Origin of the sequence: Pseudomonas sp. DSP3-2-3 (assembly GCF_049898225.1) — a bacterium.
Taxonomy (GTDB): domain Bacteria; phylum Pseudomonadota; class Gammaproteobacteria; order Pseudomonadales; family Pseudomonadaceae; genus Aquipseudomonas.
The window spans coordinates 402,954-426,529 of sequence record NZ_JAFCXH010000001.1 but is presented as its reverse complement, the minus strand read 5'-3'; the positions used below and the strand labels follow the sequence as shown (position 1 = coordinate 426,529).

Sequence of the window (23,576 nt, the reverse complement as noted above, 5' to 3'; positions counted from 1 at the left end):
TGGGCCCAAGGCTTAAGCTCAGCTATGGTTGTCGTTACTCTGCCTGTCCGCCTCTTGCTCCCGCGTCATTTCTCGCACATTTTTCTGCAATTGCTCTATCCACGAATTGCCGTTACCGGGTCGAGTCGCATAGGTTTGCAGGAGCACGCCATAATCAATAAATTTACTGATATTTTCCAGCGTCACCAATGACTCCTCCCGTCTCAGCCGAGGATCATGCTTCAAGATATAGGTGACCAGCTTGGCATGATCGAAGGTCAATTCTTTCAATCGGTCTCGGTCATTGATCCAGGCATCCAGCTGCATTTTCTCCCGATCAGTTAGGGCGCCGTCGGGTGATGTAATTTCCAGACTGCAATGTTCATTAATCGTGAATCCAAAATTCTTGTCCGCCAGTTCTGGGAGCGAGATGCGTATCTGCTCTTTGAACTCATCAAACTCCACCTGCATATCTTCGAGCCTGTATTGAGCCTCATAATGCAATGCCCTCAGGATGGAAAAATCATAGGTACTCAGCTCGCCATAGATATTACTTTCCCATACCTCCAGACCGTACTCTCTGGCTATCGCACGGCCCTTCGCCAGCTTTTCTTCCCCTGACACAATGTGGAATTGGTTCTTGTCATCAAGCGTGTAAACGATGCCCTCCGTTGCCATTCTGGAATCGTAACTTACTTGCAACCGTTCAGTCATTTCGCCTGCCGCGACCAGCTCTTCATAGCGAGCGGTAACCGACTGCCAGTAGGTCATACCGAAATAGAGCTTATCACCAAGCCCTATCACAGCCGTACCGTGTTTCACACCTGCTTGTGGATCAAACATAACACTCTCCCATATCAACCGTTGTCCAATGGTTAACGGCAATAACGAAAAGTATTTGACCTGACTTTAAAGCAAGGCGCCTCCCAGCAACCTGTACGAAATCGGCTACAACAAAAAGCCGGCTAATAAGCCGGCTTCTTATTTAACCCGTTAACTTATGTAAATACTCAACATGCCGCTGATGCGCAACGTTTTGCACAATGGGCCTTAGCCGCAAGGTACTTCCCGGCAATCGCTGCGCGAGTCTCGCCAGGGAAAGTGGCGTCAGCGCGCCCAGCCGTGGGTAGCCGCCGATGGTTTGTCGGTCGTTGAGCAGGACAATGGGTTGGCCGTCGGGTGGCACCTGGATTGCGCCTAGGGGGATGCCTTCGGAGATCATCGGTGCGCCCTGATAAATCAATTCCGGCCCTAGCAGGCGGATGCCCATGCGGTCGGCGCGGCTGTCGAGGGTCCAGTCGTTGTTGAATACGTCGAATAGGCTCAGGCCGCTGAATTCACCGATTTGCGCACCGAGGACCACGTCCAGCGGCGCGGTATCATGGAAGTTCGGGATCTGTTGTTCGGTCAGCGTACGCAGCACGAAAGCCGAACCTGAATAAACCAGCTGATCACCTTTGGCCAACGCTTTGCCCAAGCCATCGAGACCGCCCAGTTCTTCGCGGCCAACACTCGCGCAGCTGCCCAGCACTTTCGGCGCATCGAAGCCGCCGGGTGCGGCCAGATAGGCCCGGGCGCCAAGTTGTGGCTGGCTGAAGCGCAAGCGCTGGCCCTTGCCTACAAAGAAACTGCGCCATGGCTGAACCGACCGGTCGTCGAGCAGCGCGCCCAGGTCGGCGCCCGCCAGGGCCAGGCAGCAATCCTCCTCGGCCAGCAACGTCAAACCACCCAGGGTGATTTCGATGACGGCAGCATCCAGCGCGTTGTTCAGCAGGCGATTGGCCCAGGACATGGACACCCAATCCAGCGCCCCGCCTTGAGTCACGCCCAGATGCCGCACGCCAAAACGCCCGGCGTCCTGCAACAGACACAGCGGCGTGCTGTTTTCGATCAGCAGCGCGCTCATGGTTGCACCTCCAGCGGCGTGTCATCGCCGCCCAGGCGCACGAACTCCGCGTGATCGACTGCGGCGAAGTTCACGCTGTCGCCGGGCTGCATCAGGCTGTAGCCGTCCCGTTGACGATCAAACAGCTTGCTCGGGGTACGCCCGATCAGGTTCCAGCCGCCGGGGGAAACCACCGGATAAGCGGCGGTCTGCCGCTCGGCGATGCCGACGCTGCCCGCCGCGACGCGTTTACGTGGTGTGTTAAGACGTGGCGCGGCGAGAATTTCTTCCACCAGCCCCATGAACGCGAAACCCGGCGCGAAACCCAGGGCGAATACCTGATACTCACGCTCGCAATGACGACGAATCACTTCGCTGATTTCCAGCCCGCTGCGCCGCGCCAATAACGTCAATTCCGGGCCGACGCTGAGGTCGTACCAGACCGGCAACACATGATGCTGACCACGTGCCGCTGGATCGGGGGCCAGCTCGCGCAGCGCCTGATGGATCAGCTCCCGGGCCTGATCAGGATTCAGGGCGAGCACATCGTAATGCACCATCAAGGTGGTGTAAGACGGCACCAGATCCACCAGATGCGCGCCAAAACTCTCCCGCAGGCGAGCCGTAGCAGCCAGCATCCAGGGCATGTTGGTTTCGTCGATGGCATCGAACAGACGCACCATCAGGCAATCGATCGCCACCACTTCAATACGCAGCTTCATAAGGCGAACTGCTCGTCCAATGCCTGGCGGATGCGTTGCACGGCGGCAATCGAACTGGCGTTGTCGCCATGCACACAGAGCGTATGCGGCGTGAGGTGCAGCGGTTTGCCATCACTGGCAATCAGCGGTTCGCCACGTGCCAGCGTCATGGCCTGGGCAATGATGATTTCCGGATCATGGTGAACAGCGTTGGGCAGTTGGCGCGGCATCAGACGCCCTTCTGCGTCGTAGCCTCGATCTGCGAACGCCTCGAACCAGAGCTGCACGCCAAATTCATCGGCAATCGCCTGAGCGGCGCTGTTGTCACGCATCGCCAGCAGCATCAGCGGCAGTTGCACGTCGTAACGGGCGATGCCTTCGATCACCGCACGCAGCTGAACGGGATTGGCCATCATGTCGTTGTACATCGCGCCGTGAGGCTTGACGTATTGCACTCGCCCGCCCTGAGCGCGGCAAATGCCGTCCAGCGCGCCGATCTGATAATGCAGCAGATCGTGAATTTCCTGCGGGCTGCACGCCATGGATCGCCGACCGAAGCCGACCAGATCCGGATACGCCGGATGAGCGCCAATCGTTACATCATTGGCAAGCGCCAGGCTGACAGTCTTGCGCATCACGCTCGGATCCCCGGCATGAAAACCGCAGGCCACGTTGGCGCAATCAATGAACGGCATGACTTCGGCGTCCATGCCCATGGTCCAGGCGCCGTAACTTTCGCCAATATCGCAATTCAGTAACAGGCGGCCCATGGGCGTATCTCCTGTGTGCGTAAGAAATTTCGGACAACAAAGCCAGAGTCTACCGCGCCATTTGTCTGCAGTGGCACCGTTGCGACAAGCCTGTCAGGTACAGCGCATTTTTGGAGGGTAGCGGACGTGGCGTCCAACTAATAAAAGCGAGAGGGAGGGATAAGAAAAAGTGATGGGGGAACTGTCCCCTGTTGGAGCGAGACTTGCCCGCGAAGAACAGTTACGCGGTGGATGCTGTCCACCGCGGTGTCTGATTCGCGGGCAAGCCTCGCAACGGGCTTCGAGCTCTATTAATAATCCCGCTCAAGCCTGGGCTTGCGGCGTCCACCCGTGGCGACCCAGCCGAGCATCAGGAAGAACGTCTCGATCAGCAGCGCCAACACCAGCGCGCAGACGATACCCCAGGCGATCACTTCCGGAGCCAGCAACACCTGCCAGGTGTAGCCATTCCAGGTTTCGCGACGGATATCGGCGTCGGCGGCGATGGCCACGTGCAGCGCCCGGGCATACCACGGGCCTTGCATGGACAGCCATTCACGTTCGAGGATCTGCGTGCGAGTCAGCAGCGCATTGATGCTGTCCGCATCGCTGCGGAACACCGGATCTTCGCTCTCGCGGTAATGCTGGATCAGCGCCTGCACATCGCCCTTGAAAAACTGTGCGGCGGTGGCGTTGTAGCCCTTGATGCTTTGCTGGGCCTCGATCAGGTGCGCTTCGACGCGCTTGCCGTAATCACTGACAAAACCAGGAATCTGTACCCCGAACAACAGGCCCACGGTGAACAAGACCAGTCGCAGATAACTTCGCAGCATTTAGATCCCTCTCAGTTGGGTCGATGTTATCAAGCATTGCCCTGGGCAACGCATTCGCCACGCCGCCACAACGCCCATTGGCCCGGCTCGTAGCGATTCCAGATCTCGTCTTCGGTCAAGGGTTCGGTGGCAATCACGGTCACCACGTCATTGGGGGTGGTTTCCGCCTGGAAATCGACGATGACATCCACGTCTTTCAAGCGGGCCGGACCAAAGGGCGCACGCCGGGTGATCTGCACCAGCTTGGTCGAGCAGAAACAGAACAGCCAGTCGCCATCGCTGAGCAGCGCATTGAACACGCCCTTGCTGCGATATTCGCTGCAGGCTTCGACCAGCGAAGGCAGCAGCTGTTCGATTTCCACCGGCTCTGGAAACGCTTCGCGCACCTGATTGAGCAGATCGCAGAACGCAGCTTCGCTGTCGGTGTCGCCCACGGGTCGGTAGAAAGTGGCCTTTGGAGCAAAATCCGCCAGTTGCCCATTGTGCGCGAAACACCAGTTACGCCCCCACAACTCACGCACGAAAGGGTGAGTGTTGGACAGACATACGCGACCGACATTGGCCTGACGGATGTGTCCGATCACCACTTCACTTTTGATGGGATAACGCTGGACCAGCTGTGCGACTTCCGACTCGCTGCTCGCGGCGGGGTCCTGGAACAGACGCAAGCCGCGACCTTCGTAAAAGGCAATGCCCCAGCCGTCGCGATGGGGGCCGGTACGACCGCCCCGCTGCATCAGCCCGGTAAAGCTGAAAACGATATCGGTCGGGACATTGGCGCTCATGCCCAGCAATTCACACATGTTCAGGTTCTCGTTTGAGGGCGTTCAGCAGCGCATTTGAAGACCAGCGCCTACAGACGTGGCTCGACCCGAGAACGGTTGCCGACGCCCGGCGCGGCAGGTTTGCGATCAAAGCGGTCGTCATCTGAGAACGGCTCGTCCTGCGGTTCCTGCGCTGCCGTGGCCGGCTCGGCGGCGACTTGCGGACGGCGCGCCCGCAAGCTTTTCTCGATAGGCCAGCGAATCAGCACAAACAGCAGGTACAGGCCGAAGGCGATCATGCCGTACATGGCCAGATCAGACACCGCGCGCCAGACATTGCTGCCGACCTTGAACAACAAGTCCAGGGCCGTGATGGCAACCGCCGGGGCGAATTTTTCCTTCACCGGATCAATGATGGTCGGGGTCAACAGCAGGACGGCAGCGATCACCAGCAGCGGCTCACGCAGGTAACGCCACATCCAGCGTGTCATCAGGAACCACACCAGCAGACAACCCAACGCAGCAAATGCGTAGAGGCCCCAGGCGATCGTATAGTCGTTCTCGGTCATGACGTCCGTGGTAAGGCAGGTAATTAGGCGCTTATGATAACGGCTTTTCGCCAACCCGGCTTCCCCGGCGTCAGTTATCAGTGCCACATGCCATCAATTGGCAGTCCACATTCGATAGCGCACAGCCACCAATGAGCGCCCAGTATGTCTTCATCACATCCGATTCCCAGCGCCCCCATCGCCCAAAAAGCCGATGGCGCCGATCCTTATGCCTGGCTGCAAAACCGCGACAGCGACGAAGTGCTTGATTATCTGAAGGCAGAAAATGCGTATCAGCACGCGCAACTGGCCGATCAGGAAGCGTTGCGCGAGACGCTGTTTCAGGAGATCAAGGAGCGCATCCTGGAGACCGATCTCTCGCTGCCTTCGCCGTGGGGGCCGTACCTGTATTACACCCGCACCACCGAGGGCGATGAATACTCCCGGCATTATCGCTGCCCGCGCCCGGCGGACGACTCGCAGACGGTGGACGAGAGTCAGGAAGAAATGCTGCTGGACCCCAACCAGCTGGCGGGCGGCGGCTTCTTTTCCCTGGGCACGTTCAGCATCAGCCCGGACCACCAGCGGCTGGCCTACAGCCTGGACACCAGTGGCGAAGAGGTTTACCAGCTTTACGTCAAAGAGCTGAGCAGCGGCCAGGTCAACGCCCTGCCCTTCGAAGACTGCGACGGCAGCATGACCTGGGCCAACGACAGCCAGACGCTGTTCTTCGGCGAACTGGACGACACGCATCGCCCGCACAAGCTGTATCGCCACCGCTTGGGCAGTGACTCGGCGGATCTGGTATTCAACGAGCCGGACGGGCGGTTTTTCCTGCATTGCTATCGCAGCAGTTCCGAGCGGCAGTTGATTCTCGGCCTGGACAGCAAAACCACCAGCGAAGCCTGGGTACTGGATACCGAAAAGCCTGAACACGCTTTCGTGTGCATGGCGCCCCGGGCTGAAGGTCATGAGTACTCGGTGGATCACGGTCAGGTAGATGGCAACTGGAGTTGGCTGATCCGCAGCAATCAGGACGGCATCAACTTTGCGCTGTTTCAGGCCGCAGAAAAGCCCAGCAGCGTACCCAGCCGCAACGACTGGCAGGTGCTGGTCCCGCACAGCGCAACCGTGATGCTCGATGGTTTCAGCCTCAATGCCAAAGGCTTGACCCTGAGCCTGCGTGAAGGCGGCCTGCCGATCATCGAAATTCGCCCGCAAGGTCTGCCGGTGTATCGCGTGCAATTGCCGGACGCCGCTTACAGCTTGTACGTGCAGGATTCCCTGGAATTCCACAGCGACAGGATTCGCCTGCGCTACCAGTCACTCAATCGCCCGGCGCAAGTCCGTCAATTGACCCTGGCGACCGGCGATCAGGTGGTGCTCAAGGAAACCCCGGTACTCGGCCCGTTCGATGCCGACGCATATGTCATCCAGCGTATCTGGGCAACCGGCAAGGACGGCACGCAGATCCCCATCAGCCTGGTGGTCAAGCGTGAACTGCTCGGCCAGTCGACACCGCTGTATCTGTACGGCTACGGTGCCTATGGCGAAAGCCTCGACCCGTGGTTTTCCCATGCGCGTTTGAGCCTGCTGGATCGCGGCGTTGCGTTTGCCATCGCTCACGTGCGCGGCGGCGGCGAATTGGGCGAAGCCTGGTATCGCAACGGCAAGCAGGAAAACAAGCAGAATACCTTTGACGATTTCATTGCCTGTGCCGAACACTTGATCGCTGACAACCACACCCGCGCCGAGCAACTGGTGATCAGCGGCGGCAGCGCAGGCGGGCTGTTGATCGGCGCGGTGCTCAATCAGCGTCCGGACTTGTTCAAGGCGGCGATTGCCGAAGTGCCGTTCGTGGATGTGCTCAACACCATGCTCGACCCGGATCTGCCGCTGACCGTCACCGAATACGACGAATGGGGCAACCCGCAGCAGCCCGAGGTCTACGCGCGCATCAAGGCTTATGCACCTTATGAAAACGTCCGCGCCCAGGCTTATCCGGCGATGCTGGTGATTGCCGGCTACAACGACAGTCGCGTGCAGTATTGGGAAGCGGCCAAATGGGTGGCAAAATTGCGCGCCCACAAAACCGACGACAATCTCCTGCTGCTCAAGACCGAATTGGGCGCAGGCCATGGCGGCATGAGCGGGCGTTATCAGGGGCTGCGCGACGTGGCGCTGGAGTACGGGTTTATCTTCAAGGTATTGCAGTTGGCCGTTTGAACTCGGCCTGAAATGTTTGTCTTACTAACATCTGACCGGACGCTTGCTAGCGTCCGGCCAGCACTTATTCATAACAAGACCGAGCCATGCCAGAACAACCTTCGTACCTGAACAATGAAATCCGCGACATGCTCATGGACTGCGGTCTGTTCGATGCCCTGCTGCCCGCCGAATTTCAGGCTGCGGCCGGCTATTTCAACATGACGTCGATCAACCAGGGTGACGCGATTTTCAGCGAAGGCGATGCGGGCACGTTCATGTGCATCATCCATTTGGGTTCGGTGTCGGTGCAGAAACTCAATGCCGAAGGCCAACAGGTGGAAATCGCCACGTTGCGTCGCGGCCGGGCCTTCGGAGAGATGGCGGTGCTGGACGGCGAACGGCGTTCGGCCAGTTGTGTCGCCGCGTCGAGCTGTCAGCTGTTGAATCTGGGGCGGGATTCCCTGGACAAGATGCTCGACGAAACGCCAAAGGTCGCCGCAAAGATCATCCGCGCTCTGGCCACCTCGCTGTCCAAGCGCTTGCGCATGGTCGATGGCCAATTGCTGAGCTGACCGGCGCAGCCAGGTTATTTGTTATTTGGGGATGTTGTCCTTGTCCGCCGGGCCGCTTTCGACCGTCGGCAATGGCTGATCCTTGGGCGGCCGGGGCATTTCAATCTTGGGCAATAAAGGCGAGTTGCCTTGCGTTCCACCCGCCTTGGGGATGCTCGGCGGCACGACCTGCGGGTACGGCGTAGGTGTCGCAGTGCCCGGCGAGCCCGGTTCCGGTGCCGGGGAAATCGGCTGTAGATTGTCCGCCTGCACGACACTTAACGAGAGCGTCGTCAGGACAATCGCCGTTAGAATAGAACCTTTCATCAATGGCCTCACATGCCAGCCCGTCATATTGTGCGGCTCAGGCTACTCCTTGCCTTGAGACCGTGTTCAACTTTTTGCCACCGCCTTCTTCCGATGAGTGCTCAATGAAACGTTTCGTCCTGCTCGACACCACCGCCATTCCCGATAACGGCGGTGCCTTGTGCCTGTTCGAATACGGCGAAGATTTCGTGATCAAGATCCAGGGTGGCGATGGCGGCCAGCTGATGAACACCCGCATGCACGGCTCCGAAGACGCACTGGCGGAAATCCCTTGCAAGAAGGTCGCGCCGCGCCTGCAACCGCGAGTACTGATCGGCGGTCTGGGCATGGGCTTCACTCTCGCCTCGGCCTTGAAACATCTGGGCAAGAACGCCGAAGTAGTAGTCGCCGAACTGGTGCCGGGCGTCGTGGAGTGGAATCGCGGCCCGCTGGGCGAGAAGTCGGGCAATCCGCTGCTCGATCCACGCGCAAAGGTGGTGATCGGCGACGTCGCCCACGTGTTGAAGAGCGAGCCACACGGCTTCGACGCGATCATGCTCGACGTCGACAATGGTCCCGAAGGCCTGACCCAGAAGTCCAACAGCTGGCTGTATTCGTCCGGCGGACTGGCGGCCTGCGCCCAGGCCTTGCGTCCCAAAGGCATTCTGGCGGTATGGTCAGCCAGCGCGGATCAGAAGTTTTCCGACAAGCTGCGCAAGGCCGGCTTCAAGGCCGACGAGGTGCAAGTCTTCGCCCACGGCAACAAGGGCACGCGCCATACCATCTGGATTGCGGAAAAACTCAAAGGCTGAACGCTTCGCGAAGCGCTAGACTTGGCCCATTACCGTTTTCAACGAATGAACATGACACAGGTGACCCCATGAGCACGGCCAACCCTCCTTCCCACACCGCCAAGCTGGATCGCATCCTGGCCGACGCCCAGCGCGACCGCGAAATGGGTTATCGCGACAAGGCGCTGCGCATGTACCCGCATGTCTGCGGCCGCTGCGCCCGTGAATTCGCCGGCAAACGCCTGAGCGAGCTGACCGTCCACCACCGCGACCACAATCACGACAACAACCCGCAGGACGGCTCCAACTGGGAGTTGCTGTGCTTGTACTGTCACGATAACGAGCACTCGCGCTACACCGACCAGCAATATTTTTCGGAAAGCTCCACCAGCAGCCCGAAAATCGCCAAGGCGACCCACAACCCGTTTGCGGCGTTGGCGGGGTTGATGAAGAAGGAATAGGGGCAGCTGCAAGCTGCAAGTCTAGAGCTGCAAGGAAAAGCAAAGACAACTCGGTCGTCTTGCAGACTGGAGCATATCGCTTGCAGCTTACCGCTTATAACTGGCGGCTCGCCGCCGTATAATCGCCCGCTTTTCCCAGCGAGCATTTCCCCCGTGGCCAACAAACGTTACGCCTGCATCGGCTTGTACAACCCCAAGTCTCCGGAAAACGTCGGCTCCGTGATGCGTGCGGCGGGTTGTTATGGCGTGGCGTCGGTGTTCTACACCGGCAAACGCTACGAGCGCGCCCGGGATTTCGTGACCGACACCAAAAAAATCCATCAGGACATTCCCCTGATCGGCATCGATGATTTGAAAAACATCCTGCCGCTGGGCTGCATTCCGGTGGCCGTGGAGCTGGTCGAAGGCGCACGCTCGTTGCCCGAATACACCCATCCTGATCGCGCGCTGTATATCTTCGGCCCGGAAGATGGCTCGCTGGACCAGGAAATCCGCGATTGGTGTGAAGACGTCGTCTACATCCCCACCACCGGCTGCATGAACCTCGCCGCGACGGTCAATGTCGTGCTTTACGATCGGATGGCCAAAGGCATCAACACCCGCTCCGGGCCGCAGTTCGGTAGAGAAAAAGCTGACTAGTGGCACGATTGCTGACAAATGCATTGAACAGTTCCGAACGGCGGCAGTCAGTTTTACTGAACCGAATTCATCTCATCATGGAGAACGATCATGAGCGACACCCCGATCATTGAACGCATTGACAATGCCGCGCAAGAAATCCACACCCCACAAAACGTTCATGGCTGGGAGCGGGTCGGCTCTCTGGCGGGCGGCGTGTTGATGATGGGCAAAGGCCTGCGTCGTGGCGGCTTCTTCGGTTTGATCCAGCTGGCCATTGGTGGCGCTGTATTGGCACGTGGCATTACCGGCCATTGCTCGGCCAAAAGCCTGATCGAGAAAAGCCGCAGCGACCTGGACACCGCCAAAGCCCGCATCAAGCGCGCTGGCGATGAGCTGAGCCTGCTGAAAAACAAGGCTGAAGTGACTGCCGAGAACGTCGTTGCCGATGGCATTGATGCACTGACCAAGCCTAAAACTGAGGTTTGATACAGCATACAAACCATGTGGGAGCGAGCTTGCTCGCGAAGATGCCGGTACATCCGATCGTTTTCCACAAATGGAAAACAGTCTTCGCAAGCAAGCTTGCTCCCACAGGTGAAATGCGGTCATCCTGTGGGACCGGATTTATCCGGGAAGGCGTCGGTGCAGACACCACATCTGTGGCGTCTGTGGGTTGCCCTCAAACATAGAATCTCCCACAGATTTACTAATAACGCTCAACCCGCGCGAAAGATCAGATAGTCTTCCCAATCATCCTCGGCCACGCTCTTTTCACTGAGCATGCGTCCGGACTGAGAGATGCGTTCCTGATGCACCGCATCGCGATCACCGCATACCAGGTGATGCCACAGCGGTAAGTCCTTGCCTTCGCTGACCAGCCGATAACCACAGGTCGGCGGCAACCATTTGAACTCGTCCGCCTGACCCGGCGTGAGCTGAATGCAATCGGGCACTGATGCCCGGCGATTGCTGTAATCGGTGCACTGGCAGGTCTTCAGGTCCAGCAATTTGCAGGCGATACGCGTGTAATAAACGCTGTTGTCGTCTTCGTCCTCAAGCTTTTGCAGGCAGCACAGGCCGCAGCCGTCGCACAGCGATTCCCACTCGGTTGCATCGAGCTGATCGAGGGTCTTGCGTATCCAGAAGGGTTCGACTTTAGCGGCCATGGTTCGGGCAATCAGCATCAACAGTGAAAAGATCGCCAGTCTAGTGGCACAACGGGCGTGGGCCAAGCGCTTACGACTGTCGGTAGCCAGGACTTGTCAGATCCCCGACAGCGCAGTAGCTTTAGGCCGCTACTTCCCGGACTTCCGCGATGCCTGCCGTCCACGGCCCATCTGCTTGAGCGTCTGCAATTCTCTTTTTTCAGGATTCTCATGAGCACAAATCCACGCATCGCCGATTACCCTATTGACCCACAGTTCACTGAACGTTGGTCACCCCGCGCCTTCACCGGCGAAAGCATTCCCCAGGAAACCCTGTTGAGCTTCTTCGAGGCGGCTCGCTGGGCGCCGTCGGCGTATAACTCGCAACCGTGGCGTTTTCTGTACGCCCGTCGCGACACGCCGAACTGGGCTCGCTTCCTGAGCCTGCTGGTGGAGTTCAACCAGTCCTGGGCACAACACGCTTCGGCGCTGGTCATCGTAATTTCCAAAACCACGTTCACCGCGCCTGGCGCCACGGAAGAATCTCCGGCGCTCTGGCATACCTTCGACACCGGTTCCGCCTGGGGCCATCTGGCCTTGCAAGCGAGCCTGAGCGGTTGGTACACCCACGGCATGGCCGGCTTCGACAAGGAGCGAACCCGTCAGGAGCTGAATATTCCAGAAGGTTACGAGATACACGCGGCTGTGGCGATCGGCAAGCTGGGCGATAAATCGACCCTGCCTGAATTCCTGCAAGGCCGGGAAATCCCAAGCCCGCGCCTACCAGTGGCCCAGCTGGCGGCTGAGGGTGATTTCACGCTCTAAACCTTGTGCACATGTTCGGTGTTTGCTTGGCGACAGCGCCGTGCCACAACACGGCGAAATCTCCTGCATCAATACCCCCGCGAGAAATCCACTTCCCCACGCAGCGCTTCGCCCGCTTCAAAAGCCTTCAGATTGGCGAGGAACAACTCGACCATGGCCGTCGGCGAGGTCGGCGCGGCGCTGTGTCCGGTCAGCAGCAAACCCCAAGCCGTCCAGAACGGATGGCGCTGCGGCAATGGCTCCTGACGGCAGACGTCGATAACTGCGCCAGCCAGATGCCCTTCTTTCAATGCCTCGACCAGATCAGCATCAACCACAGCGACGCCGCGCCCGACATTGATGAACAAGCCGGTTGGCTTGAATTTGGCGAACAGCTTGGCATCGAACAGATCGTGGGTCTCCGGCGTGTTCGGCAGCAAGTTGATCGCATAATCCACCTCGCCCACCAGACGATCCAGATCCGCCATCGCTGCCACTTCAACGAATGGCGCCTGGGTGCGGGCCTGGGACGCAATGCCATAGACCTGTACGCCAAAGGGTGCGAGGAATTGCGCAACGCTCAGGCCGATGTCGCCAGCGCCAACGATCAAAACCTTGCGACCTGCCAGGCTCTGACTGGCGCGGTTGTCCCACTTGCGCTCGACCTGACTCATCAGGCGCGCCAGCACTTCGCGTTCATGGCCGAGCATGTAGGTCAGGACGAATTCGGCCATCACCTGTCCGAAAATGCCCACGGCACGAGTCAAACGGTAATCGCGGCTCAGGCTGTCGACCAGCAACGGCGTGACGCCCGCCCAGGTCGATTGCAGCCATTGCGGGGTATGGCCTTGGCGTAGCAGGTTGGCCAACAAATCCGGCTGGCCCAGCCAGACCGGACAATCGGCGGCCAATCGCGACAACTCAGCCGAGTCGCCGGTACTCATGACTTCAAGTTCCGGGGCGGCCTGGCGCAGCAATTGGGTGTAAACAGGGTAATCGTGTTCAGCAATCAGAACGCGCATGGCTCAAAACCTTTAAAAACAAAACAGGCGACTGGAGACAGGTCTGGCCTGATCAAATCCGGGTCGCGTATACAAAAAGCAGTTTTAACACCCCGGCCCGCAGGCACAGGGGAATTGATTGCTCACATCGGATCGTTGCGACGCAGCAGCTCTTCCGGCAGGTGCTCGATGTATTCGTCTTCAGCCGGCGGCATCTGCAGGTGATAGCCCTGCTTATCGAGGTTTTCCAGAACCTTGTGGATGTCTTCCCGCGAAAGCTGACGTTCCGGGCTCAGCACCAGATCGAACGCATGATGCGGCGTACCGAAGGCAACCATCAGTTCGACCGGAACCCGCTTGAGCACGTCGCTTTTCAGCACGTACAGGTACATTTCGTTTTTCTTGGTGCTGCGATAGATCGAACAGATACGCTTCAAGAGTTTTCTCCGGTACCAGCCAGGTGGTCGAGCAGCGCCTGGCCCATCAGGTCGCGACGCCATCCGCGCAACGACTCTGGCAATTGATAAGGCCCGTCGGGATAACCGCTCTTGAGCAGTGCTTCGAGGGTTTTCTTGCGCAGCATCAGTTCTGGAGCCATGTCCAGTTGCTCGGCATAGCGTTGACCGAGCGCGCGGAGGCTTTTGAGCAGGGTCGCAGCGTCGATCGGCAGCGGCTCAGGCAGCGCCTGGGGCCATTGTTCAGGCGGTACGCTGCCGGACTGCTTGATCAGGTCGAGCAGGAACTCGCCGTCCTGACGTACGGTTTTCGGGTGCATGTCGTCGATTTTTGCCAGCGCGCCAAGGTTGTCCGGCTGGGTCTTGGCCAGCGGCCATAGCGAGTGTTCTCGCACGATTCGATTGCGCGGCAGGTTACGGGCGCGAGCCTCGCGTTCACGCCATGCACACAGCTCACGCAACACGGCCAATTGAGCGCGGGACAGCTTCCAGGCCAGCTTGGCCTCGCGGTACACCTCGTAGGGGTCGACTTCACGGCGCAGGTTGGCGACCAGCTCGGCGCCATCGTCCAGCACCCAGGCGTACTTGTCGTCGGACAGCCGTGGACGCAGGATGTTGTAGACCTCGGCCAGATGCACCGCGTCTTCGGCGGCATAGCTGATCTGGGTTTCCGACAGCGGACGTTGCAACCAGTCGGAGCGGGTTTCGCCCTTGGGCAGGTCGATGTTCAACACCTCCTGCACCAGTCGCGAATAGCCCATGGAGAAACCCAGGTTCAGATAAGCCGCCGCCAGTTGGGTGTCGAACAACGGCGCAGGCAGACTGCCGGTCAGGCGCAGCAGGACTTCAAGATCCTCGCTGCACGCGTGAACCACTTTGATGACATCCGGGTTTTCCAGCAGCGCAGACAGCGGACGCCAATCATTGATGAGCAGCGGATCAATCAGCCAGGCGCAGGAACCGTCACCGATCTGCAGCAGCGCAGCGATGGGATAAAAGGTGTCGACCCGCATGAACTCGGTGTCGAGGGCAACGTAGGGCAATGTCTGCCACTGCGCGCAATGTCGGGCGAGGCTGGCGTCGTCGCGAATCCAGTGAATATCGATGGCCACACGGCTCTCCCATGAAGAATGGCGCGCAGTATATATCGCGATGGACGCTTACCGCGCATCTGTCCTACAAGTGTTGAACATCTTCATCTAGAGTTTTTGGCCAAAATCCGCACGAAACCGACCGGTGACCGGATTATTGGTTGATCTTGCGCAACACGTAGACCCGCCACATGGCATACCCCGGAAGGAAGTCGTAATGACGCAGAATCCTGAAGCCGGACGCTTCGAATTCACCCTTGATCGCAGTCCTGCCGACGACGAATCGGCTGCGCCTCGGCGCTGGCATTCCGCAACTGTCACGAGAGATCTGCATGCGTTTGCGGCGCCACGACCTGATATTGCCATCAACCCACAGCGCAACAATCACCGTGTCACGGCTGACGCGGTGGAACTCGCGCAGGATTTCCGAGCGTTCGTCGCTGTCGGCGATATGGTGGAACAGCCGCATGCAGAAAATACAGTCCACCGCGTTGTCGTTGAGGTCGATGGAAAACGCTGAGGTCTGAAATGTCTTGATGCGCTTGAGCACGGCCGTCGGGCAGTGGTTTTCGGCGAGGGCCAGCTTGTCTGCGGATTGGTCCCCCGCAAGGATCACGCGGTTGGAGTGTTCGGCCAATACCGACCAGAACTTGCCCGTACCGCTCGGCAGATCGAGAACCAGGCCCGGCTCCCCCGCCGCCTTCAATGCATGGCGCGCCAGTTGCTCGTCACGCCACAAGCTGAATCGCCGGACGAACCCCGGTCGGAGCTTTTCGTCCACGTTATTCATTGGCCAGGACACCATTGCTGGCCAAGCCACGACAGCCGGCAAACATATCCAGGCTCGGGTTGTAGACCTTGGTATCGACCTCCAGCAAACCGAGCATGGAGTGAAACAGATTGTCCTGACTCAGCGGTGCATTACGCTCTTTTTGCAGGCATCCGGTGTCGACCGAAAAAGATGCTTTATAGGCATCGGAAAACCAGGCAAACATTGGAACGTGCTTCTGCTGATCCGGTGCCAGCATATAAGGCGTGCCATGCAGAAACAGATTGTACTCACCGAGCGATTCACCATGGTCCGACAGATACAGCATCGCTGTATCTACCTTGGCCTGATTGCTGCGCAAGATATCGATAAGGTTCGACAGCACATGATCGGTATACAACAAAGTGTTGTCGTAGCCATTGACGATACTTTCGCGACTGCAATTGTTCAGCGCATTACTTTCACACACCGGCGTAAACTTCTCGAACTCCTTGGGGTAGCGGTTGAAGTATTCGGGGCCATGGCTGCCCATCTGGTGAAGTACCAGAACAGTGTCCTGATCCAGGTTATCAATGAAGCTCTGCAAGCCCTGAAGCAGAATCTCGTCCCGGCATTCGTTATTGGCGCACAACACCGGGTCCTTCAGGTTACTGACATCCTGCAAGGTCACCCGATCACAGGTGCCCTTGCAACCGGACTGGTTGTCACGCCAGACCACGTTGAGGCCCGCATGCTTGATGACGTCCAGCAGCCCCTCCTCGTTTTTCGCCTTGGTCGCGCTGTAATCCTTGCGGCCCATATTGGAAAACATGCATGGCACGGACACCGCCGTCTCGGTGCCGCAGGAATGAACATCGCTAAAAGCGATCAGACCTTGTTCCTTGCTCAGGTTCGGCGTGGTGTCACGGCCGTAGCCGAGGAGACCGAAGTTCTCGGCACGCGCACTTTCACCCACCACCAACACGGTCAGTGATTTACGCTTGCGCGTTGCCCACTGTGGCGAACGCTTTGCGTCTTCACCAATGGCCACAAACGGGCGCTGGGCAGAAATCACCTGCTCACGTAAATAACCGAACGATGCGCCAATATAATTACTCGGCACCACCATTAAACGCAGCTCGTGGTGGTTACGAAACAGCGAAGAAAGACCTTGATAATTAGCCAATGCAACACCACCAATTGCCGCAACACAAACAATGCTCACCAGAGCTTTACTGATGAGTTCACGGTGCCAGCGGCGATAATTTACCGGGATCCGCAACAACACTAACGAAGGCAGCAACCCCAGAAACAAAATATAAAACCCCAACTTCAGGGACAGCAAACCCTGTACTTCAGTCGCGTTGGTTTCTGCAAAATTACGAAACATCCCGGCATCAATCATGACGCCGTACTCACTCATAAAATAAGCGACACCGGCACTGATAAAAAACAACAGCACCAGGACAGGCTTCAATATTCGCTTGAACGCAACCAGGGTCAGAAAAATATTAAATACACAAAACACCATCACGCCGAACGCGGCGCGCATGGCAACGCCCTTCCAGTCGGACGCGGTGATTGAAAACAAGTGTGTCCATAGCGTCATGTTAAACGCGAACAATAAAAAACTGCTGGCGAGCACGGTCACAAGCTCGGGGCGCATGGCTTTAACTTTCAGCATGACGGTCTGCTTTTATGAGTTGAAATACGTCAGAGCGGCGCAAGTCACGCAACTCCTTCGACGTAGCAAACTTTAGTCAGGACGCCATCAATTTTTTGTGAAAAGGATGCGAACAAAAGGTCTTGTTCAGCATCTTTTCAGGTAGGAAAATTCCACTAGAACTCAAAACCTTAGCGCAACAAGCCGGCTTAGAACGCCAGCTGTTGTTGATCCGCCATCTGGATCGCCACACGCTCCAGGCGCAGGAGGAACTCCTTGCGCGGCTTGCCACCGCCATAACCTGTGAGCGAACCATCCGCGCCAATCACCCGGTGACAAGGCAAGACAATAGACATGCGATTACTCCCATTCGCCAGGCCTACAGCGCGACTGGCGCCCGGCTTGCCCAATAGAACGGCGATCTGACCGTAAGTGCAGGTCGTGCCATACGGCACTTGGCGCAACGCACTCCAGACCTGATTCTGGAAAACACTGCCAGGCGTATGCAGCGCGACGTCGAAACGGGTCAAGGTGCCGGCGAAATAACGCGCCAACTCGTCCTCGATCTGCTCCAGATGCGGGTTTTCCCCCGGCGTCATGGCATAGCCAAAGCGAGTACGCAGCTCATCGAGTTCACGCATCAGGATCGGCCGATCAAGAAACTCAAGCATCACCAACCCGCGCTGCTCTGCCATGGCAAGCATGGGCCCCAGTGGCGTGGACAGACGCATGAAATGCAACGGCTCGCGGGGCTTGGCCTGCGCGAAAATCTTGCGGCCAATGGCTGGCGCCGAACTGAAAAGCTCGTCGTCGTAGCGACTGTCGCCATCCAGCATGGCTTGCAGCTTATCGGCGTGGGACAACGGCGCAGGTTCGATGGGTAGATTCATGGACCGAGTTTATGCCGCTTGAAGGCGGCGCTCTAGTGCAGAATCGACCGCCACTCATTGCGAGGTCTAGTCCTGGAACAGGTTTACACCTATTTCATTCCCAACGCCGTATCGAGGACAAGTCCTCGATGGGATTGGCAGGCAATGAAGTGCTGTCAGGCAGTTTGAGGTCGGTGGGACTTACTTATCGAAGAAAAGCCCTCAGCCACAAAGGACGGGACACCAACATAAAAAAGCCGCCGCAAGTTTCCTTGCGGCGGCATTGAGTCAAACGTCGAGCTTTAAACAGCGCTGCGACGATACGACCGGTAGTTTGGCATCCAGAAGTTACGCTGAATCGCCTCGACCAACATTTCTTCGGTAGTCTCCAGCGCCACGCCATCAGCCTGAGCCTGCTTGGCAACCGCCAGGGCGATCTTGCGGCTGACTTCCTGAATCTCTTTCAACGGCGGCAACACCGCATCGCCTTTGCCGGTAACCATCGGCGAGCATTCAGCCAGCGCGTTGGACGCCGCCATCAGCATCTTGTCAGTGATACGCGTGGCTTTGCACGCAATCACACCGAGGCCAATGCCAGGGAAGATGTAGGAGTTGTTGCATTGCGCGATGTGGAACGTGCGATCGCCTACGGTCACCGGAGCAAACGGACTACCGGTCGCGACCAGTGCATCGCCGTTGGTCCAGGTCAGGACTTCCTGCGGAGTCACTTCCACTTTCGAAGTCGGGTTAGACAGCGGCATAACCAAAGGCTTGGCGCAGTGTTTGTGCATTTCGCGAATGATTTGCTCGGTGAACAGGCCACGCTGGCCGGATACACCGATCAACACCGTCGGTTTGCCATTGCTGACCACGTCCAGCAGCTCCGCATAGCCATCGCCGCTTGACCATCCCGCGACGTCGCCAGCCTTTTGGGCCAGGTTCTTCTGGAAGTCCAGCAGGTTATCCATGCTGTCGGTCAACAAGCCGAAACGGTCGACCATCATCACGCGTTTGCGCGCCTCGGCTTCGCTCAAGCCTTCGATCACCATCGCGGCAATAATGTGCTCGGCAATCCCGCAACCGGCAGAACCTGCGCCGAGGAACACCACGCGTTGCTGGCCCAGGGTTTCATTCTTGGCCTTGCAGGCGGCGAGCAGCGTACCCACGGCAACCGATGCGGTGCCCTGGATGTCGTCGTTGAAGCAGCACAGCTCGTCGCGGTACTTTTCCAGCAGCGGCATGGCGTTGGTCTGGGCAAAGTCTTCGAACTGCAGCAAGACGTCCGGCCAGCGACGCTGAACAGCTTCGATGAACAGCGCTACGAAGTCTTCGTATTCCTTGCCCGTCACACGCTTGTGGCGCCAGCCCATGTACATCGGGTCGTCGAGCAGTTCCTGATTATTGGTGCCGACATCCAGCACGATCGGCAAGGTGTACGCCGGGCTGATCCCGCCGCATGCGGTGTAAAGCGACAATTTACCGATTGGAATGCCCATGCCGCCGATACCCTGGTCGCCAAGACCCAGAATGCGCTCGCTGTCGGTGACCACGATGATCTTGATGCGATCCTTGGTGGCGCTGCGCAGGATGTCGTCGATACGGTCGCGTTCCGGGTAGGAAATGAATAGACCCCGGTGCGTGCGATAAATCTTCGAGAATTCCTGACACGCCTGGCCAACCGTCGGCGTGTAGATGATCGGCAGCATTTCATCCAGGTGCGAATCCAGCAGGCGGAAGAACAACGTCTCGTTGTTGTCCTGGATCGAACGCAGGTAGATGTGTTTGTCCAGGTCGCTCGCGCACTGGTTGTACTGGCTGAAGACCCGCGCGACTTGCTCTTCGATGGTCTCGACGTTCTGCGGCAGCAGCCCGATCAAATTGAACTCGACCCGCTCTTGCGGGGTAAAAGCACTGCCCTTGTTCAGCAGGGGCATTTCCAGCAGCGAAGGGCCAGCATAGGAAATATATAAAGGTCGCGAAGTCTTGGTCATTTTCAGTTATCGCCTTTTCTCGTCTACTCGTGTTCGGTCGGTACCACTGTGACTGGCCGCTGGAATCTCCTCAAGAGCACATCAGGGCCAGCCGCGAAAAATCGGGGCAGTGAAATCAAGGTGCATATCTTACTCGCGCCAAATCATGTTGCGACATTTCGCCGCTACTACATGGCTAAAGGATGGCAAGAAAGTGATATTGACGTATCGATCGAGGCAAGACGCGCACCTATTTGCGGTTAATCGATGAATTGGGCAGCACCTGATATGTTGGAGCGAGGCTTGCCCGCGAAGACTTTGTTTAAGCGAAACGAAATGGGCGACTGTATCGGCCTTTTCGCGGGCAGGCCTCGCTCCAACGAGTTCTGGGGTCTGATAACAATCTCAATTTCGAGGTAAGCAATGTTTAACGCACGACGCTTTTCAGCTTTCCTGTTCGACATGGACGGCACCCTCCTCAATTCAATCATCGCAGCCGAGCGGGTCTGGACGATTTGGGCGCAGCGGCACGATCTGGACGTCGTGGCGTTCTTGCCGACCATTCATGGCGTGCGCAGTGTCGACACCATTCGCCGCCTGAACCTGCCGGGACTCGACCCGATCATTGAGGCTGAAGGCATCTCTCAAGCTGAAATCGAGGACGTCGAAGGTGTCGTGTCCGTTGCTGGTGCTGCTCGCTTCCTCGCTTCGCTGCCTGCGGAACGTTGGGCCATCGTCACGTCTGCGCCACGCGCCCTGGCCGAAGCACGCCTGAAAGCCGCAGGCCTGGAAGTACCCGTCAACCTGATCACCGCCGAAGACGTCAGCCAAGGCAAGCCTGCGCCGGATTGCTTCCTGCTCGCCGCCAAACGGCTCGGCGTAGATATCACGGATTGTCTGGTCTTCGAAGACGCGCCAGCAGGAATTACGGCAGCAGAAGCGGCAGGCGCTAGTGTGATGGTGATTACCGCGACGCATGAGCATGCGATGACGACAGCACATGCGACGCTGGCGAGTTATGAGGGGGTGAAGGTGGTGGTTGACGCGCAAGGTTTGGGATTGTTGCGAGGTGGAAACTGAACGCCCCTCCTCGCCCGGGTATCAGGATAAGAGTTTGATCATCAGCATGGTCAGGGTGGCTACTGCACCAATCATGCCGCTGGCGATTGCCACGGGATACCAGAACGTTTCGCGCGTCATCTTGCCTGCCTCGGCGTTCAGTTTGCCAGACTCGGCAACCAGCTTGCGGGTTTCGGCCGCCAGTTTGGTGATCTCGATTTGAATTTTTTCGAGCTCGGCGTTTGTCATCGTGAATTCCTGCCTTGATTCCTGAATGGGCGGCGGCCGTTATGCCACTGCCCAGAATGCGAGCCCCGCACTCCTCAGCGGGGGTCGAATTATTTTCAGCCAATTCCATTTGCCTGCTGCGGTAAATATTCACCTCACGCCTCGCTGTTTGTCAATCCGTCCCACCTGACAGATTCCTCCCCACCGTCAAACCAAATTTTGCAGCACGACCACTTAAATATAAATAACTAGTGCATATGCCCCGACAATTACCTAGATAAATTCTAGCCACTCCCCTACCGACAAACACCCGTTAGTAGTTTGACGCCATTAAAAAGCGTTAAATACCGGAATATTAACTTCCCACCCTATATCGCAACTAACAATCCGCTGATACTATCCGCGCGCAAAATCAAACTAAGCAATGGAGTGCGTAATGCGCCTGGTTATACTTTTAAAAATCTGCCTACTGTCGATCGCCGCTTTGGCAGCCACCGGCTGCGCCAGCATCGTCAGTGAGTCGCGTTACCCAGTGTCCGTCACATCAGCTCCAAGCGGTGCCGCGTATGAAATCAGTAATGAGGCAGGCTCGGTTGTCAGCTCCGGCGTCACCCCGAATCAGGTAACGCTCAAAGCCGGTGCCGGCTACTTTGATGGCGAAAAATATACCGTCAATTATCGCAAAGAAGGTTACTTGTCCAAGACCGAAGTACTCGATACAAACATGAACGGCTGGTACTGGGGGAATATCGTATTCGGCGGACTGATTGGCATGCTGATAGTTGATCCGCTTACAGGTGCAATGTATCGACTTCCTGAAGGCATCAACTCCAATTTGAGTCCAATAGCCGTGGCGAGCAAATCCCCTAAAGGCGAACTTACGGGAACTCCTTTGACCGAATAATTAACTGCCACACCTTAAATTTATAAAAAAGCCCGCGCAGTGCGGGCTTTTTTTATTTCTGTCATTCGGTCCAACAGGATCAACTACTGGAATCCTTAAGCAGGACCGCTGAACATGATGACCCACGATCTTGCGCGAGTACGCGTCTGTTATCAGGCTGACGTAAACAACGCTTTCCCGCGTGGGCAGATAGGTAATATCTGCAACCCAAACCTGCTCGGGCCTGCCAGCGACAACTTGTTCCGGGCCTGCTTTAAGCAGGTTGGGATGGCGGCGGAACCGATGATGGCTATGCGTAGTTTTATGATAAGCACGCTTTCGAGGAACCAGCTCTCGCGCTTCGCGCAAGATGGAAAAAAGACGGTCTCGACCAACAAATACCTGCGCTCCAGCCTCAGTGCTCATCAGATAATGCAGCTTGCGTGTTCCTAGCCTCGGCTGGCGGCGACGCTTCTCCAAAACAAAGTCCACTACCTGCTGGTCTTGGCGCAATCTCTCGTCGAAGGCACGGTTGCGCTTGTAATACGCTTGGCGCGAAATCCCCATGAATAGGCAAGCCCTGGTAATGCTCAGGTCTTGGATTTGCCCTTGCGAGAGGACTTGCCGGGTCGCTTTTTTACGATGGACACACCGTAATCATTTTTCAAGACATTCACGACAGCTTCAAAGAACTGGGCTTTCTGATTGCTCAGCGCCAACTGTTCTTCAAGCTCTTTAATCCGCTGTTCGGGTGTCAGCGGGAGGTTGGGGTCGGTCATTGGCCTGCTCCGCGGCGCTCGGATTGAGGCGCCTTGGCTCCAGTCCTGTCGGCCATGCTTGCGTAACCAAACCAGTACCGTGGACCGGCCCTGAATGCCAAAGCGCCGTTGAGCCTCTTTATAACTCAACTCGCCTTTTTCGACTTGGTCTACGACCGACAATTTAAAAGCTAGCGTGTAATCGCGTTGGCTGCGCCTTTTTCCCGTATCCATTGAATCCTCCTGAAGAAAGGTCAGAAGGTGTAAACCTTATTCAGGACGGGACACCGGAAACAAAAAAGCCCCAGAAGCATAACTTCTGGGGCTTTTATTTGTATGGCGGAGAGATAGGGATTTGAACCCTAGGTACTGTCGCCAGTACAACGGATTTCGAATCCGTCCCATTCGGCCACTCTGGCATCTCTCCAACGGCGCGCATCATAACAGCTCAAACGCAGAAGGCGAACCTTTTTGCTGTTTTTTTTGTGCTATCAAGCGCTTGCAC

25 protein-coding genes, 1 tRNA gene and 2 pseudogenes are annotated in these 23,576 nt (G+C 57.5%); 9 read left to right on the top strand and 19 right to left on the bottom strand.

The window, feature by feature from the left end; genetic code table 11:
• Positions 1-18 precede the first annotated feature (18 nt).
• The 7 genes from ACP7E4_RS02045 to ACP7E4_RS02015 all read right to left on the bottom strand — a co-directional run bounded on the left by ACP7E4_RS02045 (position 19) and on the right by ACP7E4_RS02015 (position 5,480).
• Positions 19-822 carry a hypothetical protein gene (locus ACP7E4_RS02045; protein ID WP_426111180.1) on the bottom strand — a complete coding sequence of 268 codons (804 nt, stop codon included), beginning with the start codon at positions 820-822 and terminating at the stop codon, positions 19-21.
• 142 nt (positions 823-964) lie between these two features.
• Positions 965-1,885, bottom strand: coding sequence for a biotin-dependent carboxyltransferase family protein (locus ACP7E4_RS02040; RefSeq protein WP_426111178.1), 921 nt, complete (start codon positions 1,883-1,885; stop codon positions 965-967).
• Positions 1,882-2,586, bottom strand: a complete 705-nt coding sequence (locus tag ACP7E4_RS02035; RefSeq protein ID WP_426111176.1) for a 5-oxoprolinase subunit B family protein — start codon at positions 2,584-2,586, stop codon at positions 1,882-1,884. Before ACP7E4_RS02035 ends, ACP7E4_RS02040 begins: the two co-directional genes overlap by 4 nt.
• Entirely contained in the window at positions 2,583-3,335 is a 753-nt protein-coding gene (locus ACP7E4_RS02030; RefSeq protein WP_426111174.1) for a 5-oxoprolinase subunit PxpA, read from the bottom strand. Before ACP7E4_RS02030 ends, ACP7E4_RS02035 begins: the two co-directional genes overlap by 4 nt.
• Positions 3,336-3,625: 290 nt before the next feature.
• Positions 3,626-4,147 carry a DUF2937 family protein gene (locus ACP7E4_RS02025; RefSeq protein WP_426111172.1) on the bottom strand — a complete coding sequence of 174 codons (522 nt, stop codon included), beginning with the start codon at positions 4,145-4,147 and terminating at the stop codon, positions 3,626-3,628.
• A 29-nt stretch (positions 4,148-4,176) separates the two neighbouring features.
• Positions 4,177-4,950 (bottom strand): class II glutamine amidotransferase, encoded by a 774-nt coding sequence (locus ACP7E4_RS02020; protein ID WP_047579286.1) that lies wholly within the window; start codon positions 4,948-4,950, stop codon positions 4,177-4,179.
• A gap of 50 nt (positions 4,951-5,000) precedes the next feature.
• Positions 5,001-5,480, bottom strand: a complete 480-nt coding sequence (locus ACP7E4_RS02015) for an MFS transporter (protein ID WP_426111170.1) — start codon at positions 5,478-5,480, stop codon at positions 5,001-5,003.
• Positions 5,481-5,624: 144 nt separating this feature from the next.
• Here ACP7E4_RS02015 and ACP7E4_RS02010 point away from each other — a divergent pair, with 144 nt between their 5' ends.
• A complete protein-coding gene (locus ACP7E4_RS02010; RefSeq protein WP_426111168.1) occupies positions 5,625-7,685 on the top strand; it encodes a S9 family peptidase in 2,061 nt (686 codons plus the stop codon).
• An 86-nt stretch (positions 7,686-7,771) separates the two neighbouring features.
• Positions 7,772-8,239, top strand: coding sequence for a Crp/Fnr family transcriptional regulator (locus tag ACP7E4_RS02005; protein WP_426111166.1), 468 nt, complete (start codon positions 7,772-7,774; stop codon positions 8,237-8,239).
• Between the two features lie 21 nt (positions 8,240-8,260).
• On the opposite strand, the gene ACP7E4_RS02000 is transcribed toward ACP7E4_RS02005, so the two are convergent.
• Positions 8,261-8,545: a hypothetical protein gene (locus ACP7E4_RS02000; RefSeq protein ID WP_047579329.1), complete on the bottom strand. Its 285-nt coding sequence runs from the start codon at positions 8,543-8,545 to the stop codon at positions 8,261-8,263.
• A gap of 104 nt (positions 8,546-8,649) precedes the next feature.
• On the opposite strand from ACP7E4_RS02000, the gene ACP7E4_RS01995 reads away from it, so the two are divergent.
• From ACP7E4_RS01995 to ACP7E4_RS01980, 4 genes are all read left to right on the top strand, one after another.
• Positions 8,650-9,336: a spermidine synthase gene (locus tag ACP7E4_RS01995; RefSeq protein ID WP_426111163.1), complete on the top strand. Its 687-nt coding sequence runs from the start codon at positions 8,650-8,652 to the stop codon at positions 9,334-9,336.
• Between the two features lie 68 nt (positions 9,337-9,404).
• Positions 9,405-9,776: a YajD family HNH nuclease gene (locus ACP7E4_RS01990; RefSeq protein ID WP_426111161.1), complete on the top strand. Its 372-nt coding sequence runs from the start codon at positions 9,405-9,407 to the stop codon at positions 9,774-9,776.
• Between the two features lie 153 nt (positions 9,777-9,929).
• Positions 9,930-10,415, top strand: a complete 486-nt coding sequence (locus ACP7E4_RS01985; protein WP_065834885.1) for an RNA methyltransferase — start codon at positions 9,930-9,932, stop codon at positions 10,413-10,415.
• Positions 10,416-10,505: 90 nt separating this feature from the next.
• Positions 10,506-10,883: a YgaP family membrane protein gene (locus ACP7E4_RS01980; RefSeq protein ID WP_426111159.1), complete on the top strand. Its 378-nt coding sequence runs from the start codon at positions 10,506-10,508 to the stop codon at positions 10,881-10,883.
• A gap of 230 nt (positions 10,884-11,113) precedes the next feature.
• Here the strand turns inward: ACP7E4_RS01980 and ACP7E4_RS01975 are convergent, their stop codons facing one another.
• Entirely contained in the window at positions 11,114-11,563 is a 450-nt protein-coding gene (locus tag ACP7E4_RS01975; protein WP_426111157.1) for a YcgN family cysteine cluster protein, read from the bottom strand.
• Between the two features lie 210 nt (positions 11,564-11,773).
• Between ACP7E4_RS01975 and ACP7E4_RS01970 the strand changes: the two genes are divergently transcribed.
• Positions 11,774-12,367, top strand: a complete 594-nt coding sequence (locus ACP7E4_RS01970) for a nitroreductase family protein (RefSeq protein WP_426111155.1) — start codon at positions 11,774-11,776, stop codon at positions 12,365-12,367.
• Between the two features lie 68 nt (positions 12,368-12,435).
• Here ACP7E4_RS01970 and ACP7E4_RS01965 read toward each other — a convergent pair whose 3' ends face one another.
• From ACP7E4_RS01965 to ACP7E4_RS01935, 7 genes and pseudogenes are all read right to left on the bottom strand, one after another.
• Entirely contained in the window at positions 12,436-13,368 is a 933-nt protein-coding gene (locus ACP7E4_RS01965; protein WP_426111153.1) for a D-2-hydroxyacid dehydrogenase, read from the bottom strand.
• A 122-nt stretch (positions 13,369-13,490) separates the two neighbouring features.
• Positions 13,491-13,784, bottom strand: a complete 294-nt coding sequence (locus ACP7E4_RS01960; RefSeq protein ID WP_020289385.1) for a YcgL domain-containing protein — start codon at positions 13,782-13,784, stop codon at positions 13,491-13,493.
• Positions 13,781-14,914, bottom strand: coding sequence for a ribonuclease D (rnd, locus tag ACP7E4_RS01955; RefSeq protein ID WP_426111151.1), 1,134 nt, complete (start codon positions 14,912-14,914; stop codon positions 13,781-13,783). Before rnd ends, ACP7E4_RS01960 begins: the two co-directional genes overlap by 4 nt.
• Before the next feature lie 133 nt (positions 14,915-15,047).
• Positions 15,048-15,683 carry a class I SAM-dependent methyltransferase gene (locus ACP7E4_RS01950; protein WP_426111149.1) on the bottom strand — a complete coding sequence of 212 codons (636 nt, stop codon included), beginning with the start codon at positions 15,681-15,683 and terminating at the stop codon, positions 15,048-15,050.
• The gene (locus tag ACP7E4_RS01945) at positions 15,676-17,325 is read right to left on the bottom strand and encodes a phosphoethanolamine transferase (RefSeq protein ID WP_426111147.1); all 1,650 of its coding nucleotides are present in this window, start codon (positions 17,323-17,325) and stop codon (positions 15,676-15,678) included. The genes ACP7E4_RS01950 and ACP7E4_RS01945 overlap by 8 nt, the downstream gene beginning before the upstream one ends.
• A 188-nt stretch (positions 17,326-17,513) precedes the next feature.
• A pseudogene (locus tag ACP7E4_RS01940) lies at positions 17,514-18,065 on the bottom strand (methylated-DNA--[protein]-cysteine S-methyltransferase); the annotation flags it as partial.
• Positions 18,066-18,475: 410 nt separating this feature from the next.
• On the bottom strand, positions 18,476-20,164 hold the full coding sequence (locus ACP7E4_RS01935) for an NAD-dependent malic enzyme (RefSeq protein ID WP_426111145.1): 1,689 nt from the start codon (positions 20,162-20,164) through the stop codon (positions 18,476-18,478).
• Positions 20,165-20,566: 402 nt separating this feature from the next.
• Between ACP7E4_RS01935 and ACP7E4_RS01930 the strand changes: the two genes are divergently transcribed.
• Positions 20,567-21,223 (top strand): HAD-IA family hydrolase, encoded by a 657-nt coding sequence (locus ACP7E4_RS01930; protein ID WP_426111143.1) that lies wholly within the window; start codon positions 20,567-20,569, stop codon positions 21,221-21,223.
• A gap of 21 nt (positions 21,224-21,244) precedes the next feature.
• Here the strand turns inward: ACP7E4_RS01930 and ACP7E4_RS01925 are convergent, their stop codons facing one another.
• The gene (locus ACP7E4_RS01925) at positions 21,245-21,451 is read right to left on the bottom strand and encodes a hypothetical protein (RefSeq protein WP_426111141.1); all 207 of its coding nucleotides are present in this window, start codon (positions 21,449-21,451) and stop codon (positions 21,245-21,247) included.
• A 415-nt stretch (positions 21,452-21,866) separates the two neighbouring features.
• Here ACP7E4_RS01925 and ACP7E4_RS01920 point away from each other — a divergent pair, with 415 nt between their 5' ends.
• A complete protein-coding gene (locus ACP7E4_RS01920) occupies positions 21,867-22,334 on the top strand; it encodes a hypothetical protein (protein ID WP_426111139.1) in 468 nt (155 codons plus the stop codon).
• Positions 22,335-22,445: 111 nt separating this feature from the next.
• Here the strand turns inward: ACP7E4_RS01920 and ACP7E4_RS01915 are convergent.
• Both ACP7E4_RS01915 and ACP7E4_RS01910 read right to left on the bottom strand, forming a co-directional pair.
• A pseudogene (locus ACP7E4_RS01915) lies at positions 22,446-23,305 on the bottom strand (IS3 family transposase); the annotation flags it as partial.
• A gap of 103 nt (positions 23,306-23,408) precedes the next feature.
• A tRNA-Ser gene (locus tag ACP7E4_RS01910) sits at positions 23,409-23,498 on the bottom strand.
• Positions 23,499-23,576 lie beyond the last annotated feature (78 nt).